Source organism: Stutzerimonas chloritidismutans (assembly GCF_038562055.1).
Taxonomy (GTDB): Bacteria; Pseudomonadota; Gammaproteobacteria; order Pseudomonadales; family Pseudomonadaceae; genus Stutzerimonas; species Stutzerimonas chloritidismutans_A.
The window spans coordinates 75,684-90,080 of sequence record NZ_JBCFXD010000012.1; the positions used below are offsets into that span (position 1 = coordinate 75,684).

The 14,397-nt window shown below is 61.6% G+C and carries 16 protein-coding genes; 11 read left to right on the forward strand and 5 right to left on the reverse strand.

What is annotated here, in order from left to right; all coding sequences use genetic code 11:
• Nucleotides 1-24: 24 nt before the first annotated feature.
• Complete coding sequence (locus tag AAGW23_RS17360) at nucleotides 25-1,212, reverse strand: ABC transporter substrate-binding protein (protein ID WP_342407584.1); 1,188 nt, start codon at nucleotides 1,210-1,212, stop codon at nucleotides 25-27.
• A 177-nt stretch (nucleotides 1,213-1,389) separates the two neighbouring features.
• Between AAGW23_RS17360 and AAGW23_RS17365 the strand changes: the two genes are divergently transcribed.
• The 6 genes from AAGW23_RS17365 to AAGW23_RS17390 all read left to right on the forward strand — a co-directional run bounded on the left by AAGW23_RS17365 (nucleotide 1,390) and on the right by AAGW23_RS17390 (nucleotide 5,268).
• Complete coding sequence (locus tag AAGW23_RS17365) at nucleotides 1,390-1,788, forward strand: nuclear transport factor 2 family protein (protein WP_342407585.1); 399 nt, start codon at nucleotides 1,390-1,392, stop codon at nucleotides 1,786-1,788.
• Between the two features lie 166 nt (nucleotides 1,789-1,954).
• Nucleotides 1,955-2,155 (forward strand): DUF1127 domain-containing protein, encoded by a 201-nt coding sequence (locus tag AAGW23_RS17370; RefSeq protein WP_342407586.1) that lies wholly within the window; start codon nucleotides 1,955-1,957, stop codon nucleotides 2,153-2,155.
• Between the two features lie 105 nt (nucleotides 2,156-2,260).
• On the forward strand, nucleotides 2,261-2,578 hold the full coding sequence (locus AAGW23_RS17375) for a DUF2388 domain-containing protein (RefSeq protein WP_046163447.1): 318 nt from the start codon (nucleotides 2,261-2,263) through the stop codon (nucleotides 2,576-2,578).
• An 85-nt stretch (nucleotides 2,579-2,663) separates the two neighbouring features.
• On the forward strand, nucleotides 2,664-2,987 hold the full coding sequence (locus tag AAGW23_RS17380) for a DUF2388 domain-containing protein (RefSeq protein WP_342407587.1): 324 nt from the start codon (nucleotides 2,664-2,666) through the stop codon (nucleotides 2,985-2,987).
• Nucleotides 2,984-3,304, forward strand: a complete 321-nt coding sequence (locus tag AAGW23_RS17385; protein WP_342407588.1) for a DUF2388 domain-containing protein — start codon at nucleotides 2,984-2,986, stop codon at nucleotides 3,302-3,304. The genes AAGW23_RS17380 and AAGW23_RS17385 overlap by 4 nt, the downstream gene beginning before the upstream one ends.
• A 44-nt stretch (nucleotides 3,305-3,348) precedes the next feature.
• Nucleotides 3,349-5,268 carry a DUF4105 domain-containing protein gene (locus AAGW23_RS17390; protein ID WP_342407635.1) on the forward strand — a complete coding sequence of 640 codons (1,920 nt, stop codon included), beginning with the start codon at nucleotides 3,349-3,351 and terminating at the stop codon, nucleotides 5,266-5,268.
• 498 nt (nucleotides 5,269-5,766) lie between these two features.
• Here the strand turns inward: AAGW23_RS17390 and polA are convergent, their stop codons facing one another.
• Nucleotides 5,767-8,511, reverse strand: coding sequence for a DNA polymerase I (polA, locus tag AAGW23_RS17395; RefSeq protein ID WP_342407589.1), 2,745 nt, complete (start codon nucleotides 8,509-8,511; stop codon nucleotides 5,767-5,769).
• A 76-nt stretch (nucleotides 8,512-8,587) separates the two neighbouring features.
• Here polA and AAGW23_RS17400 point away from each other — a divergent pair, with 76 nt between their 5' ends.
• The 4 genes from AAGW23_RS17400 (at nucleotide 8,588) to ppnN (ending at nucleotide 11,634) form a co-directional block, all read left to right on the forward strand.
• Entirely contained in the window at nucleotides 8,588-8,869 is a 282-nt protein-coding gene (locus AAGW23_RS17400; protein WP_342407590.1) for a DUF2782 domain-containing protein, read from the forward strand.
• 29 nt (nucleotides 8,870-8,898) lie between these two features.
• A complete protein-coding gene (locus AAGW23_RS17405; RefSeq protein ID WP_342407591.1) occupies nucleotides 8,899-9,849 on the forward strand; it encodes a homoserine kinase in 951 nt (316 codons plus the stop codon).
• Nucleotides 9,850-9,973: 124 nt separating this feature from the next.
• Nucleotides 9,974-10,264 (forward strand): hypothetical protein, encoded by a 291-nt coding sequence (locus AAGW23_RS17410; RefSeq protein WP_342407592.1) that lies wholly within the window; start codon nucleotides 9,974-9,976, stop codon nucleotides 10,262-10,264.
• Complete coding sequence (gene ppnN / locus AAGW23_RS17415) at nucleotides 10,261-11,634, forward strand: nucleotide 5'-monophosphate nucleosidase PpnN (RefSeq protein WP_342407593.1); 1,374 nt, start codon at nucleotides 10,261-10,263, stop codon at nucleotides 11,632-11,634. Before AAGW23_RS17410 ends, ppnN begins: the two co-directional genes overlap by 4 nt.
• 145 nt (nucleotides 11,635-11,779) lie before the next feature.
• On the opposite strand, the gene AAGW23_RS17420 is transcribed toward ppnN, so the two are convergent.
• The gene (locus AAGW23_RS17420; protein WP_342407594.1) at nucleotides 11,780-12,559 is read right to left on the reverse strand and encodes an MBL fold metallo-hydrolase; all 780 of its coding nucleotides are present in this window, start codon (nucleotides 12,557-12,559) and stop codon (nucleotides 11,780-11,782) included.
• Between the two features lie 78 nt (nucleotides 12,560-12,637).
• Nucleotides 12,638-12,790 carry a hypothetical protein gene (locus tag AAGW23_RS17425; protein ID WP_342407595.1) on the reverse strand — a complete coding sequence of 51 codons (153 nt, stop codon included), beginning with the start codon at nucleotides 12,788-12,790 and terminating at the stop codon, nucleotides 12,638-12,640.
• Here AAGW23_RS17425 and AAGW23_RS17430 point away from each other — a divergent pair.
• Nucleotides 12,779-13,618, forward strand: coding sequence for a helix-turn-helix domain-containing protein (locus tag AAGW23_RS17430; protein WP_342407596.1), 840 nt, complete (start codon nucleotides 12,779-12,781; stop codon nucleotides 13,616-13,618). The genes AAGW23_RS17425 and AAGW23_RS17430 overlap by 12 nt on opposite strands.
• Nucleotides 13,619-13,666: 48 nt before the next feature.
• On the opposite strand, the gene AAGW23_RS17435 is transcribed toward AAGW23_RS17430, so the two are convergent.
• Nucleotides 13,667-14,362 carry an NrdJb gene (locus AAGW23_RS17435; RefSeq protein WP_342407597.1) on the reverse strand — a complete coding sequence of 232 codons (696 nt, stop codon included), beginning with the start codon at nucleotides 14,360-14,362 and terminating at the stop codon, nucleotides 13,667-13,669.
• Nucleotides 14,363-14,397 lie beyond the last annotated feature (35 nt).

The following is a 14,397-nucleotide window of genomic DNA, read 5'->3' on the forward strand; positions in this document are numbered from 1 at the left end:
GAATGACGGAGCGGCCGGCTCAGGTCAGGGTTGCAGGGGAACGATCTGGCCGTCGACGAAATGGGTGAACAGGTAATCGTCCGGTCCCAGGGCGTCATGCTTTTCGGCATCAAAGGGTTTGCTGTACTGCTTGATCAGGCCGTCGTACTGCTCGATGGCGTAGAAGCCGTCGCGCACTTCGCTGCCCTTCACCGATCCGGCTTTCTCGATTGCCAGCGCAGCCAGGTGCATGCCGTCGTAGGCATTGGCGATACCGACCGCCGGGGTCACATCAGCAATCGTCTTGATGGCGGGATAGCGTTTCTTCAAGGCAGCCATGACCGCGTCGCCCTTGGCACTGTTCTGCTCGCCGAATACGTAGGTCTGGATGAAATGCACACGGCTGGCGTTGGGGCCGGCCAGCTCGCTGAAACGACCACCTGCCGGGCCCCAGTGGGAAACCACCGGCACGTCCCAGTTCATGCGGTCGAGCGACTTGACCACCTGGGCCGAGGGCCCGACGTTACCGACCATCAACAGGGCATCCGCACCGGCGTTTTTCAGCCGAGTCAGCTGCGGCACCACGTCGAGGTCACTGTCCTCGATGCGCTCGATACCGGCGTAGGGCATGTCGCGCTTTTCCAGCGCCGCGCGAAAACCGAGCTCATTGGATTCACCCCAAGGGTTGTTCACCAAAATCATGCCAGGCTTCTGCATGCCTTTCTGCTTGACGCCGTACTCCACCAGCGCCTCGTCGACCAGCTCGTCCACTGCGGACACACGGAACACGTAGTTGTCCTTGGCGCCGTTTCGGGTGATGCCCGTACCAGCAGCCCAGACGCCCATGAACGGCACCTTGAGTTGATTGACCAGTGGCACGATGGCCAGCGAAACCGGTGTGTCCAGGCCGCCGAACAGCACCGCGACCTTCTCCCGCTGGATCAACTCGCGCGCCGCCAGCATGCCTTTGGCAGGATTGCTTTCGTCGTCGCGACGAATCAGCTCCACCGGCCGACCGAGAATGCCACCTGCTGCATTGAGTTCGTCGATGGCCACGTTCAAACCACGGGTCAACGCCTCGCCAGATTTGGCTGACTGGCCGGAAAGCGCCGCAACCAGGCCTATCTTGATGGGCTCCTCAGCCTTGGCCTGACCCAGCAGACACAGTCCGAGGGCACTGACTGCTGCCACTTTTGGGCATAGCCGAAATAGAGATCTCGAAAGCTTGAACATGAGGCGACACTCCTGATAGCTAGCATTTGTACGAACTTTGCTAGCAAAGTGAGTGCCATAGCCGGCAGACGCTTTAAATCAGTCACCTAGGCAGGCATGGCGCTGCTACACGCACGATTTTCGTGCGGCCCGCACTGATTAAAAGCAATAGCTGACGTCCATTCAGGAGATCTCGATATGAAATATGAAAACGAAGCAGTCCAGATTGTTAGCGATTTTCTGGAGGCCTCGATGGTGCCCGACCCGGTCAGAGCGGCGACCTACATGTCGGCAGACGTCAACATCACCTTCACCGGTGGCCGTGCGATGCCCAGTGCCAAAGAGATCACCGCCTTCAACGCTGGCCGCTATCGCTGGGTGAAGAAGCAGTTGGGGCAGTTCGACTGGACCGAACATCAGGACCACACCGTGGTGTACTCCAACGGCACGCTGTACGGCGAATGGCCTGACGGGAGCACGTTCTCCGGCAACCGCTATCTCGACCGTTTCGAAGTTCGTCAGGGCAAGATCACGCGGATGGATGTCTGGAATGACAGCGCCGAATGGATACTGACGCCATCGATCGCCAAGCCCTGACCCGAACACAGAAATACAGTTGAAGCGCGGCCAAGCAGTACAGATGATTCTCGCCGCGAACTGAACCGGCACAATTAAAAGTCCCTGTGACTGTAACCCGCCCCCGTCAGCACGCGACTCTATCTGCCCATAACCCATCCCCGTGAAACGCGGGAAGGAGCGGCTCATGGAGCGCCTACTGACGTGGAGGCAAAAAACAGCAATCGGCCTGCCGCCGCTGCACCGGGTATTGCAGCAGCTACGTCTGTGGCAGCGACGCGTACGGACTCGGCAGCACCTGGCTGCGCTCGATGAACGTCAGCTGGCCGATGTCGGCATCAGCCAGAGCGAACGAATGGACGAGCTGAGCAAGCCCTTCTGGCGCTGATAAGCGGCTTCCAGGCGGCGTGGCCGAGCCTTATGCTGAACGGCACGCCGGCCCAAAGGTCATAGCGAATAACGGCAGAAAATTGCGGCCACCCTGGAGAACACCATGAACAAGTATCTGTTGTCAGTCGCCACTGCGGCCTGCCTGGTTGCAGGCACCGCGTCGGCGGGAAGCATCACCGGCACCATCGACGCCATCGGCGCCTCGCTGGTCAACACCGTGGAAGGCACCTCCGATATCACCTCGAACCTGGGCGATGACAAGCTGGTACTCGACGCCAAGGACGATGCCGCGCGCTTCGTTGCCAGCAATGGCGAATCCCGTGGCGCTCAACTGGAAGCGGCACTGAAGCACATCCGCACCCAGGCACCGGCCCTGCACGCCACTGACCTTCAGCTGGCCGGCGCAATTCTGGCGCTCTGATCCGCGGCGTAAGCGAGCATGACGCTGGCTCTGGGGCTGGCGTTTCGCTAGCCTTGCCGGCTGATTGTCCAGCCTCAGGATTCACATGCGTTCGCTTTACCTTGTACTCGCCGGCTGCTGCGTCTGCGGCAGCGCGCAGGCCTTCGACAGCCTCATCGGCAACACCGTTGCGTCTTCCTACGTCGCCAGCCAGGTGACCAGCGCCCCCCTCGACAACAAGCTGATCCTCAACGCCCGCGACGACGCCGCCGGGTTCGTTGCCAGCCACGGCGAGCTTCGTGGTGTTCGCCTGGAAGGTGCAATGCGCTGGCTGCGCGAGCGTCAACCGCGGATGACGGCCAGCGACCTTGAACTGGCCGAGGCAATCCTCGTCCAAGCATCCACTCCGCTCCCTCGAGAAGACTCATGAACTTCAAGCTGATCGCCGCGCCTTTTGCCCTGGCTCTTCTTGCCAGCGGTGCTCAGGCACAGACGCTGGTGGCTACCAGTAATATCGTCGTCAACGCCCTGGACCGCAGCATCAATTTCACCTCCGACGTGACCAGCCGCATCAGCGACATGAAGGTCGTCAGCGAAGCCCGCGATGAAGCCGCCGGCTTTGTCGCCAGCGGTGGTGAGATTCGTGGCGCGCGACTGGAAGCCGCGCTTAGCCGCTTGCGCGGTGCATTCCCGGACGCACAGCAAGCCAGTGACCTGGCGCTGGCCGAAGCCATCCTCGCTCAGTGAAACCGTCCTGGGCCCGCTGGCTGGGCGTTGCGTTCACTGCGGTCATGGCGTTCGGCAATGTGTGCCAGGCCGAGCTGCGCCTGACCCTGGATGACGCCGACCTGCAACCGGCCGAACGGGCAGCCAGCCAGCAATTGCTGGACGAAGCCGTAGCCGCACTGCCGCCGCGAATGATGGAACGTCTGGATCGGGACGTCCGCGTCCGCTGGCATGACGGACTGCCCCACGAGGTTTATGGAAGTGCCGGCGGCAACCTGCTGCTGCTCAATCGGCGCCTGCTGCCGGCACTCACCGATGGCCGCGCAGCCGCTCAACGCACCGAGCGGCCCCACGGCACGGTGCGTCAGGAACTGCTGGCGACGCTCATTCACGAAGTGGCTCATCTCTATGACCGCGCTCGCCTCTGGTCGCCGGAAAACCATCGACAGCTGGCGTTCTGTGGACAGCGCGCCAGCAGTCTGGGCCTGGTCGGGTTGCCGGACAGCTGCCGCGGCCAGACCGAGCGCCGCTTTACCCTCAGTGATGATCCATATCTGCTTGATCTGGCTGGCTGGCCGCAACGCGTCGGCGAGCGCGGCGAGCGCGAGCGCGAAAATGCGCAACAGGCGCGCAGCCCCGATGCCTATGAGCTGACCAGTCCACTGGAATTCGTCGCGGTGAACCTGGAGTACTTTCTGCTGGACCCCAGCTACGCCTGCCGTCGGCCGCTGATGCATCGCTATTTCACTGAGCATTTCGGCTGGCAACCGGCCAGAGCGGAGGCATGCAAAGACGCACTGCCGATTCTCAACGCCGGGCACGACTTCGCGCGCACCCCGCTGATCGAGCTCGACCCCGAGCGCGTCTACGAGGTCGACTATCTGTTTGCCGAAGCCAACGACGCCTGGGTCAGTCGCTGGGGTCACAGCATGCTGCGCCTGGTGATCTGCGCCCCAGGCCGCCCACGTGGGCCGGACTGCCGCCTGGATCTGGATCATCACCTGGTGCTGTCTTTCCGCGCATTCGTCGGCGATGTACAGCTGTCGAGCTGGGACGGCCTCACCGGCGTATATCCTTCTCGCCTGTTCGTCCTGCCGCTGGGCCAGGTGATTGATGAGTACACCAAGGTCGAACTGCGCAGCCTCGCCTCGATTCCGCTGAAGCTGCAGCGCGAGGAGATCGAAAACCTGGTGATTCGTAGCGCCGAAATGCACTGGAGCTACGACGGCGACTATTACTTCCTGTCGAATAACTGCGCGGTCGAAACCCTCAAGCTGTTGCGCAGCGGTACCGCCCGCCCTGAACTCGCCGCGCTCGACAGCATCCTGCCCAGCGGACTTCTGGACATCCTGATCAATCGCGGCCTGGCCGACGCCAGCGTACTCGACGATCCACAGGAGGCATTGCGTCTGGGGTATCGCTTCGATTCCTACCGTGATCGTTACCAAGCCATGTTCGCCGTGCTGCGCGAACGCCTGGATCTGCCGCATAAGGACGTTGAAGCCTGGTTGGAACTGAGCGCTGAAGCGCGCCGGCCCTGGATAAGTAAGGCCGACCTGCGCGCCAGCGCGGCGCTGATGCTGGTGGAGCAGGCCGCACTGCGCCGGCACCTGCTGCTGGCTCAGGAAGAACTGAAGAACCGCTACCTGAGCGGCCGCCAACAGGGCGACCAAACGCTGGATAAAGCGGACGAGACCCTGCAGGGCATTCTCGCCAACAGCGGTTATCTGAGCCAGCCAGCGCAATTGCTGGACGGAAGCGGCTACGGGTTGCCGCAGGCCAGCGAATGGCAACGTCTGGAATCTGAAAGCAGCCAACGCCAGGCTCGCCTCAACCAGCTCACCGATGCGCTGAACGCCGAGGTGCGCACGTTACTCAGCGAAGCGCGGCGGCTGGAGCTCGAGGGCGTCGAAGCCAACCTGGCGCAGATCGGCCAACATCTTCGCGAGCTGCATAGAGCCGGAGGCGGACTGCAGCTGCCTTGATCTACCAATCTGGCGACGCACAACGCTCATGATCGCGGGCAAGCACTGGGAGCCCCCTCGCCCGAACAAGAGCAGTGCGGGTCGCCATGACCATCGAGCGCGCCTGGAGCCATGAGCGTACGAGCACCCCGCCGCACCGTACCGGCACTTTTCTCAAGGCGAAAAAAAACCTCGAACTTCGTTGGGGGAGGGGGAAGTTCGAGGTTTAAATCCGGAACGCCAGAGGCGTATCCAGAGATCTGCCAACACTTAACACAACAAGGAGCATCGAAGGGCTTTTACACCCTTCGTAGCCTATGACCGGGCCTTCTATCCATGAGTTCAATGCCGAACGGAAAATATTTCCATAACGGAGCGCAGCCGCTCTAAGACGGGGCATCCCTAGCCAAAGACATTTAATCGAATGCCTTCGCCTGCACCCATACCATGCAGGGCCAAAGCTGTTTCACCGGCGCCGCCGGCAGAAAATCTCCAGGCGGCACCCGCTCGTGCCTGTTCTTAGTGCGCTTCATCCCAGTTGTTGCCCACCCCGGCTTCGACCAGCAGCGGCACGTCTAGCTCAGCGGCCCCGCTCATCAGCGGAAGAATCTGCGCGCGAACCTGCTCGAGCAGATCCTCACGGACTTCCAGCACCAGCTCATCGTGAACCTGCAGGATAACGCGCGCATCCAGGCCACTCTCCTGCAGCCAGTTGTCCACCGCGATCATGGCGCGCTTGATGATGTCCGCCGCAGTGCCCTGCATCGGCGCATTGATCGCGGTGCGCTCAGCGCCTTTGCGCATGGCGCCGTTCTTTGAATTGATCTCCGGCAGGTACAGCCGGCGGCCGAACAGCGTTTCCACGAAGCCTTGCTCCGCCGCCTGGGTGCGCGTGCGCTCCATGTAGGCGAGCACGCCAGGATAGCGAGCGAAATAGCGGTCGATATAGGCCTGCGCCTCGCCGCGGCTGACGTCGATCTGCTTGGCCAGGCCGAAAGCGCTCATGCCATAGATCAGGCCGAAGTTGATCGCCTTGGCGCTACGCCGTTGATCGTTGCTGACCTGATCCAGCTCGACGCCGAACACTTCCGCCGCCGTGGCGCGGTGCACGTCCAGGTCATTCTGGAACGCGTGCAACAGGCCGGCATCCTGGGCCAGATGCGCCATGATGCGTAGTTCGATCTGCGAGTAGTCGGCTGCCAGCAGCTTGTAGCCCGGCGCCGCGACGAAGGCCTGGCGGATACGCCGGCCCTCGGCCGTACGGATCGGAATGTTCTGCAGATTAGGGTCGGACGATGACAACCGCCCGGTCGCCGTCACGGCCTGGTGGTAGCTGGTGTGGATGCGCCCGGTGCGCGGATTGATCTGCTGCGGAAGCTTGTCGGTGTAGGTGCCCTTGAGCTTGCTCAAGCTACGGTGCTGCATGATCACCTTGGGCAGCGGGTAATCCTTTTCAGCCAGCTCGGCCAGCACGCTTTCGGCGGTAGACGGCTGGCCGCCTGCGGTCTTTGACAGCACCGGACAACCGAGTTTGTCATAGAGGATCGCGCAGAGCTGCTTGGGCGAACCGAGGTTGAACTCTTCACCGGCGATGTCGAACGCCTCACGCTCCAGCTCGACCAGTTTGTTGCCCAACTCGACGCTCTGCAGCCCGAGCAGGTTGGCATCGACCAACGCGCCGTTGCGCTCGATACGCGCCAGCACCGGTACCAGTGGCATCTCGATCTCGTTCAGGACCTTGAGCAGCGAAGGCGTGGCCTCCAGTTTGCTCATCAGGGTCTGATGCAGGCGCAGCGTGACGTCGGCGTCCTCGGCTGCATAAGGCCCGGCCTGCTCGACCGCGATCTGGTCGAAGGTCAGCTGCTTGGCGCCCTTGCCGGCGATGTCCTCGAAACGGATGGTGCCTCGGCCGAGGTACTTGAGCGCCAGGCTGTCCATGTCGTGCCGCGTGGCGGTGGCGTCGAGCACATAGGATTCGAGCATGGTGTCGAAGGTCATGCCACGCATCTCGATGCCGTAATGCATCAGCACGTTCATGTCGTATTTGCCGTGCTGGCAGATCTTGCGCTTGCTCGGGTCTTCAAGCAGCGGCTTGAGCGCGGCCAGCACCGCGTCGCGATCAAGCTGCTGCGGCACGCCCATGTAGCTGTGGCCGAGCGGCACGTAGGCGGCCTGGCCTGCTTCAATGGCGAAGGAAACGCCAACCAGCTGTGCCTTCTGCGCATCGACACTGGTGGTCTCGGTGTCAAAGGCGAAGCAATCGGCAGCCTTCAGCCGTGCGAGCCAAACATCGAATTCAGCCTGATCGAAAAGGGTGCTGTATTCGGCTTCAGCCTGGATCGAGCAACCCTCGGGCTGCACCTCACCGTCTTCACCGGCGGCCTTGGCCTCGCGTAGCAAATCGTCAAGCCAGTTCTTGAACTCCAGCTCGCGATACAGCGCAATCAGCGCCTCGCGGTGCGGCTCGCCCGGCATCAGATCGCCAACCTGAACATCCAGCGGCACGTCGATCTTGATCGTGGCCAGCTCGTACGACATGAACGCCGCGTCGCGATGTTCTTCAAGCTTGGCGGCCAGCGACTTGGCGCCGCGAATCGGCAGGCCAGAGACCTTGTCGAGGTTGTCGTAAAGACCTTTGATGCCGCCTTCGATGCCGTTGAGCAGGCCGCACGCGGTCTTCTCGCCGACCCCGGGCACGCCGGGGATGTTGTCGACCTTGTCGCCCATCAGCGCGAGGAAGTCGATGATCAGCTCCGGGCCGACGCCGAACTTGTTCTTCACGCCTTCGATGTCATAGACGCTGCCGGTCATGGTGTTGACCAGGGTGACGTGCGGGCAGACCAGCTGGGCCATGTCCTTGTCGCCGGTGGAGATGATCACGTCGCGCTTGAGCGCGGCACACTGCCGCGCCAGTGTTCCAATCACGTCGTCCGCCTCGACGCCGTCGACGCACAGCAGGGGCATACCCAGCGCACGCACGCTGGCATGCAGCGGCTCGACCTGGCCACGCAGGTCGTCGGGCATCGGTGGACGATGGGACTTGTATTCAGCGAACAGCGTGTCCCGGAAGGTCGGGCCTTTGGCGTCGAAAACCACCGCGAAGGGGCTGTCCGGATACTGCCGACGCAACGACAACAGCATGTTCAGCACGCCCTTCACGGCGCCGGTGGGCTTGCCCGTAGACGTGGTCAGCGGAGGCAGGGCGTGGAAGGCGCGGTAGAGGTAGGACGAACCGTCCACCAGAACGAGGGGCGCTTGGCTCATGAGCAGGATCAACCTTTTCGACGGGTCCGCGGCTAGAATGCACAGGACCACTTGACGACAAAGGGACAAGGTTATCATGCGCACATTCAAACCTTTGCTGCTGGCCGGGCTGCTGGCAATGATGCCGCTGAGCGGTTTCGCCCAGGAATCGGTCGATGGCGAGCCTGACGTCACGATTCGCCAGGACGGCGACCGTACGGTCGAGGAGTACCGCGTCAACGGCTTCCTCTATGCGGTGAAAATCACGCCCAAGACCGGCAAGCCGTACTTTCTGGTCCGTGCCGATGGCGACAGCAACTTCATCCGCGCCGACCGCCCGGACATGCTGATCCCGGCCTGGAAAATCTTCAGCTGGTAACCCAGCCTAGACACTAACGGAAGTCATTCATGTCGGTTTTCACGCCCCTGCAACGCGAAGAACTCGAAGCCTTTCTGGCGCCTTACGGGCTGGGGCGCCTGCGTGACTTCGAGGGCATCGCCGCCGGCAGCGAGAACAGCAATTTCTTCGTCAGCCTGGAGCAGGGCGAGTACGTGCTGACGCTGATCGAACGCGGCCCGAGCCAGGACCTGCCATTCTTCATCGAGCTGCTCGACGTGCTGCACCGCGCCGGCCTGCCGGTGCCTTATGCGCTGCGCACGGATCGCGGCGACGCCTTGCGTTCGCTGGCCGAGAAACCGGCGCTGCTGCAGCCTCGACTGCCGGGCAAGCACATCGCTGCACCCAATCCGCACCACTGCGCGGAAGTCGGTCGGCTGCTGGCGCGGCTGCACCTGGCCACCCGCGAGCAGATACTGGAACGTCGCAGTGACCGAGGCCTGGACTGGATGCAGCAGGAAGGGCCGAGCCTGGCACTGTCTCTCGGTGAGGATCAACTGCCGCTGCTGCGCGACGGTCTGGCGGAAATCGCCGAGCTGAAGCCGAAGATCCTTGCCCTGCCCCAGGCCAATCTGCATGCCGACCTGTTTCGTGACAACGTGCTCTTCGATGGCAACCACCTGACCGGCGTGATCGACTTCTACAACGCCTGCTCGGGGCCGATGCTCTACGACCTCGCGATCGCCGTGAACGACTGGTGCTCGCACCCCAACGGCGAACTCGACGAGGAGCGCAGCCAAGCGCTGCTCGCCGCCTACTCCAGCTTGCGTCGCTTCACCCCGGCAGAGGCTGAACTGTGGCGACCGATGCTGCGTGTGGCCTGCGTGCGGTTCTGGCTGTCACGCCTGATCGCCGCCCAGCGGTTCGCCGGACAATCTGTTCTGATCAAGGATCCGGACGAATTCGGCCGGCTGCTGCAGGTTCGCCAGCGTTGCCACAGCGCCCTGCCGTTTGCCTTTTGATGCACACTGCAACCTGAAGGACACGGCGCCGCCCGTGGCGGAAAAACCATTTGCTCCGTGTGCAATCAAACAGCCATGTTCGCTGTCAAAACTCCTGACACCTACGACCGTACGGGATGTACGCATGAGCAGAGCCACGCCCCAGGAGGGGCTTTCAGGAACGTTTTCACCGTTCGAACGTCAAGTACTGCCCGTCCAGGCGCGCCGTTGCGCCTACATTGATAGCGCCAGCCCCAGCAAGCAGCGTACAACGACGGGTTTAGCCGCTGCGCCCGGCAGCATCCCTGCCCAGCCACGCAATGCCCGTTCGTACGGCACTTTCCATATGTCGCTGCCCCAGGCCGCGGCGCTCAACATCCTGATGCACCTGCCCGTCCCGGCCAGGCCGCATTGTTTTCAGGGAAAACAAGCATGACCTCACGCTATGTAATCAATGCCTCGGTTAGCCCGAAAGGTAGCCTGGAGACGCTGTCCCAGCGGGAAGTCCAGCAACTGAGCGAAGCCGGATGTGGCAGCACTTACACGCTGTTCCGCCAGTGCGCCCTGGCAATCCTCAATACCGGCACGCGCATCGATAACGCCAAGACTATCCTCGAGGCCTACGACGACTTCGAAGTTCGCATCCATCAACAGGATCGTGGCGTACGTCTGGAATTGCTCAACGCACCAGCCGATGCCTTCGTCGACGGCGAGATGATCGCCAGCACCCGCGAAATGCTCTTCAGCGCGCTGCGCGACATCGTCTACACCGAAAGCGAGCTGGGTAGCCCGCGTATCGACCTGAGCAGTTCCCAGGGCATCACCGATTACGTCTTCCATTTGCTGCGCAACGCCCGCACCTTGCGTCCCGGCGTCGAGCCCAACATGGTGGTGTGCTGGGGCGGTCACTCGATCAGCACCGAGGAGTACAAGTACAGCAAGCGTGTCGGCCACGAGTTGGGCCTGCGCAACCTGAACATCTGCACCGGTTGCGGCCCTGGCGTGATGAAGGGCCCGATGAAGGGCGCAACCATCGCCCATGCCAAGCAGCGCATCGTCGGCGGCCGGTACCTGGGCCTGACCGAGCCAGGCATCATCGCCGCCGAGGCGCCAAACCCGATCGTCAACGAGCTGGTGATCCTGCCGGATATTGAAAAGCGCCTGGAAGCCTTCGTCCGTGTCGGTCACGGCATCATCATTTTCCCCGGTGGTGTCGGTACGGCAGAGGAATTCCTCTACCTGTTGGGCATCCTGCTGCACCCGGACAACCGCGACGTTCCCTTCCCGGTCATTCTCACGGGGCCCGAAAGCGCTGCGCCCTATCTTGAGCAGATTCGCGAATTCGTCGGCGCCACGCTTGGGGAGAAAGCCCAGGGGCTGTACCAGATCATCGTCGACAACCCGACAGAGGTGGCCCGGCAGATGTCCGAGGGGCTGAAAGCCGTCAAACAGTTCCGTCGTGAACGCAACGATGCCTTCCATTTCAACTGGCTGCTGAAGATCGAGGATGGTTTCCAGCACCCCTTCGATCCGACCCACGAGAACATGGCCAGCCTGCAGCTGACGCGCGACGTGCCGCCCCACCTGCTGGCAGCGAACCTGCGCCGAGCGTTCTCCGGGATCGTGGCGGGCAACGTCAAGGACAAGGGCATTCGCCGTATCGAGCAGTTCGGTCGCTACGAGATACACGGCGACCAGTCGATCATGAAGCCGCTGGACGCGCTGTTGCAGGCGTTCGTCGAACAGCATCGGATGAAACTGCCCGGCGGCCGGCCGTACGAGCCCTGCTACCGCGTCGTGACCTGACGGCGCGGGTCGTGGGCAATGGGGGGCATAGGCGTCCGATCTGTCATGGAGCGGCAGCAGCCGCTGTGCTCCTCCTCGGAGCCCCGGCCCACTTCCGCGTCATGAGAACCATGCACGTCTCCATAGTTGTCTGTTTAGTACCGGCTCAATCATTCATTGCTAACGTCTGCCCATCGGCCGGGATGAACAGCCGATGGGCCACACCGGCTCCAATCGCTGCAGCTGCCAATTCCGCTCGGGTAATAGGGCAATGGCTGATCGCTTCCAGATGGTTGGCAATCACCCTGCCCCGACTCAGTCGCATGAACTCAAGTACCTCGTCTACGCCCATGATGATTTCGTCGCCTATGTCGAAGCGGGCGCCGCCTGCGGGAACGACGCTGACCATAGGTTGATGCCGCAGTACGAACGCTCGAACGGTCGCAGTGAGAAGAGTGTCGCCAGCCAGATACAGGCTGGGCTCGTTGGGTATCTCAATCAGGTAACCGACGCCGTGCTCCATCAGCTTCCCGACCAGACCCTTGCCATGAGTGCAGCCGACCGTGCGGATAACCCCACCGAGAAACGGGCTTGGCTGCTCATGATCGTCAGGAAGCGACTGGACGTTCAGACCCCGTTCCGCGAGATGTGACGCATCGCGCGGAGTGCAGATGACGGGCGTCTGCCGCTCTCTAAGCCAGTGCTTGGCTGCCCGATCAAGGTGATCGAAGTGGCCTTTCTGGCAGTGGGTGATCAAGCAGTGCGTCACCCCTTCGAGCGCATCGCCTGTTGAATCGGGCAGCTCAACCACCGGGTTTCTCTGCCTTGCGGACAGTATCCGCAAGGGAGGAAGCGCTCCTTTTCTGGCCAGCATGGGATCAACCAGAATGCGGTAAGGACCCAGTTCGAGAATAATTGTGGCGTTGCGAATTTGCTGAATTTTCATGATGAAGCCCCCTGAGGTATGACTTCATGGTGCCAATCCATCGCTGTCGCCATAATGGCTAACTTAGACATATTCAGTTCATTTTAAGCCATGACCAAAACCTTTCAGGTAGGCCTTCTCCTGTACCCTGGTTGCATGCCTGCCGGGCTGCTCGCTTTTGCGGATATGCTGCATGCCGCCAATCGTCGAACCGGGCAGCAGCTTTTTGAAACGCGCTTCATGGCCCTGCATAAAGGGCCGATTGCCTGTGCTCATGGCCTGATTCTGGAAGCAACACACGCCATCCATGACGGTGTGCTCGAAGCCTTACTGATACCTGGGTTCTGGGCAGAGTCGGCGGAACACATCAACACGTCGTTGGCCGCCAATGCAGACCTCGTGGCAGCCTTATCGATACGAGGAAAACGTTGCCAGTTATGGAGCTACTGCGTAGGTGTTTGCCTGGCTGCTGCGAGTGGTCGGCTGAATAATCAACACGCGACCGTGACCTGGTGGTTGGCTGACCCCATGCTCAAGCGTTATCCGAAGATTCGCTGGCAGATCGAGCAAAATTGCATTTTCAACGAGCACAACGCCACCGCTACGGGGGTGAATGGCTATTTATCCATTGCACAGTCGCTGATCGAGCGGCACGTCAACCCAGCCATCTTTCGTGACCTCATCAAATTGATGGTGCTCCCACGCCCTGCACAGTCACATGACATCTTTCAGACCATGAGCCTCATCAAGCAGCCCAGCAGGCTGCTCCGTCAGGTACACGCCCTGGTCGAAAGGCTGCCAGCCGACCAAATCACGCTGTCGAAGCTGGCATCTGAACTTGGCATGTCCGAGCGCACACTGGCACGCAAGGTGAGAAGCGAGGCAGGCGTACCGGCGGCCGCCTACGCACGGCGCATCAAGTTAAGCCAAGTCGGTGAGCGCCTCACCCTGACCTCTGCACCGGTCAACACCATCAGCACAGAGTTGGGTTTCAGCAGCGACGCCAACATGCGACGGATGTTCAAGAGTCTGACAGCACTCACTCCGGCAAAGTATCGACAGCGATTTTCTCGCAGCTAGTCGGTGGGTTGACCCTGGCCCCGATAACGGCCCAACCGTCGCTAGCCCTCACCCGCACTTGGAATTGCCGCAATTCAGACAAGTGGCGCAGCCATCCATCTGCACCACCGCCTGGGTGTTGCACTTGCTGCACAGCTGGGCGCCAGCGGGAAATCCCTCGCCCGGTTCGACGGTCACCGCCCCCTGACTGGCCTCGTAGGCGGCGCGCTTTTCCGCTAGGTACTTGAGCTGAGTCTCGTCCAACGCATGGCCTTCAAGCATGCCGATGTGGATCAGATGGCGCTCCAGTACGCCGCCGATCTCCGCCACGATGGACGGCATATAGACGCCGCCCTTCTTCAGGTAGCCGCCACGCGGATCGAACACCGCTTTCAGTTCCTCGACGAGAAAGGTGCAGTCACCGCCCTTGCGGAACACCGCGGACATGATTCGCGTGAGCGCGACGATCCATTGGAAGTGGTCCATGTTTTTCGAATTGATGAAAATCTCGAACGGCCGACGCTGCTCATGGGGCGTGCCGGCGTTGAGCACGACGTCGTTGACGGTGACATAGAGCGCATGTTCGAACAGCGGCGACTTGATCTTGTAGGTCATGCCAACCAGGGTTTCCGGGCGCTGCAGGCTCTCATCCATCTCCACCACGTTGGCTTTGGCGGTGGTTTGGTCTGTGGCGACGACAGGCCGTTCGAGGGTCTCGTCGACGACCTTGAAGCCCTTGATGCGCTGGGTGATCTTTACGGTCATTGCAGATTCTCCATCCGGACGACAAACGCCGCCCG

Coding starts and splice junctions, on each gene's coding strand:
- AAGW23_RS17360 (WP_342407584.1), bottom strand. CDS start 1,212: ATGTTCAAGCTTTCGAGATCTCTATTTCGGCTATGCCCAAAAGTGGCA.
- AAGW23_RS17365 (WP_342407585.1), top strand. CDS start 1,390: ATGAAATATGAAAACGAAGCAGTCCAGATTGTTAGCGATTTTCTGGAG.
- AAGW23_RS17370 (WP_342407586.1), top strand. CDS start 1,955: ATGGAGCGCCTACTGACGTGGAGGCAAAAAACAGCAATCGGCCTGCCG.
- AAGW23_RS17375 (WP_046163447.1), top strand. CDS start 2,261: ATGAACAAGTATCTGTTGTCAGTCGCCACTGCGGCCTGCCTGGTTGCA.
- AAGW23_RS17380 (WP_342407587.1), top strand. CDS start 2,664: ATGCGTTCGCTTTACCTTGTACTCGCCGGCTGCTGCGTCTGCGGCAGC.
- AAGW23_RS17385 (WP_342407588.1), top strand. CDS start 2,984: ATGAACTTCAAGCTGATCGCCGCGCCTTTTGCCCTGGCTCTTCTTGCC.
- AAGW23_RS17390 (WP_342407635.1), top strand. CDS start 3,349: ATGGCGTTCGGCAATGTGTGCCAGGCCGAGCTGCGCCTGACCCTGGAT.
- polA (WP_342407589.1), bottom strand. CDS start 8,511: ATGAGCCAAGCGCCCCTCGTTCTGGTGGACGGTTCGTCCTACCTCTAC.
- AAGW23_RS17400 (WP_342407590.1), top strand. CDS start 8,588: ATGCGCACATTCAAACCTTTGCTGCTGGCCGGGCTGCTGGCAATGATG.
- AAGW23_RS17405 (WP_342407591.1), top strand. CDS start 8,899: ATGTCGGTTTTCACGCCCCTGCAACGCGAAGAACTCGAAGCCTTTCTG.
- AAGW23_RS17410 (WP_342407592.1), top strand. CDS start 9,974: ATGAGCAGAGCCACGCCCCAGGAGGGGCTTTCAGGAACGTTTTCACCG.
- ppnN (WP_342407593.1), top strand. CDS start 10,261: ATGACCTCACGCTATGTAATCAATGCCTCGGTTAGCCCGAAAGGTAGC.
- AAGW23_RS17420 (WP_342407594.1), bottom strand. CDS start 12,559: ATGAAAATTCAGCAAATTCGCAACGCCACAATTATTCTCGAACTGGGT.
- AAGW23_RS17430 (WP_342407596.1), top strand. CDS start 12,779: ATGGCCCTGCATAAAGGGCCGATTGCCTGTGCTCATGGCCTGATTCTG.
- AAGW23_RS17425 (WP_342407595.1), bottom strand. CDS start 12,790: ATGCAGGGCCATGAAGCGCGTTTCAAAAAGCTGCTGCCCGGTTCGACG.
- AAGW23_RS17435 (WP_342407597.1), bottom strand. CDS start 14,362: ATGACCGTAAAGATCACCCAGCGCATCAAGGGCTTCAAGGTCGTCGAC.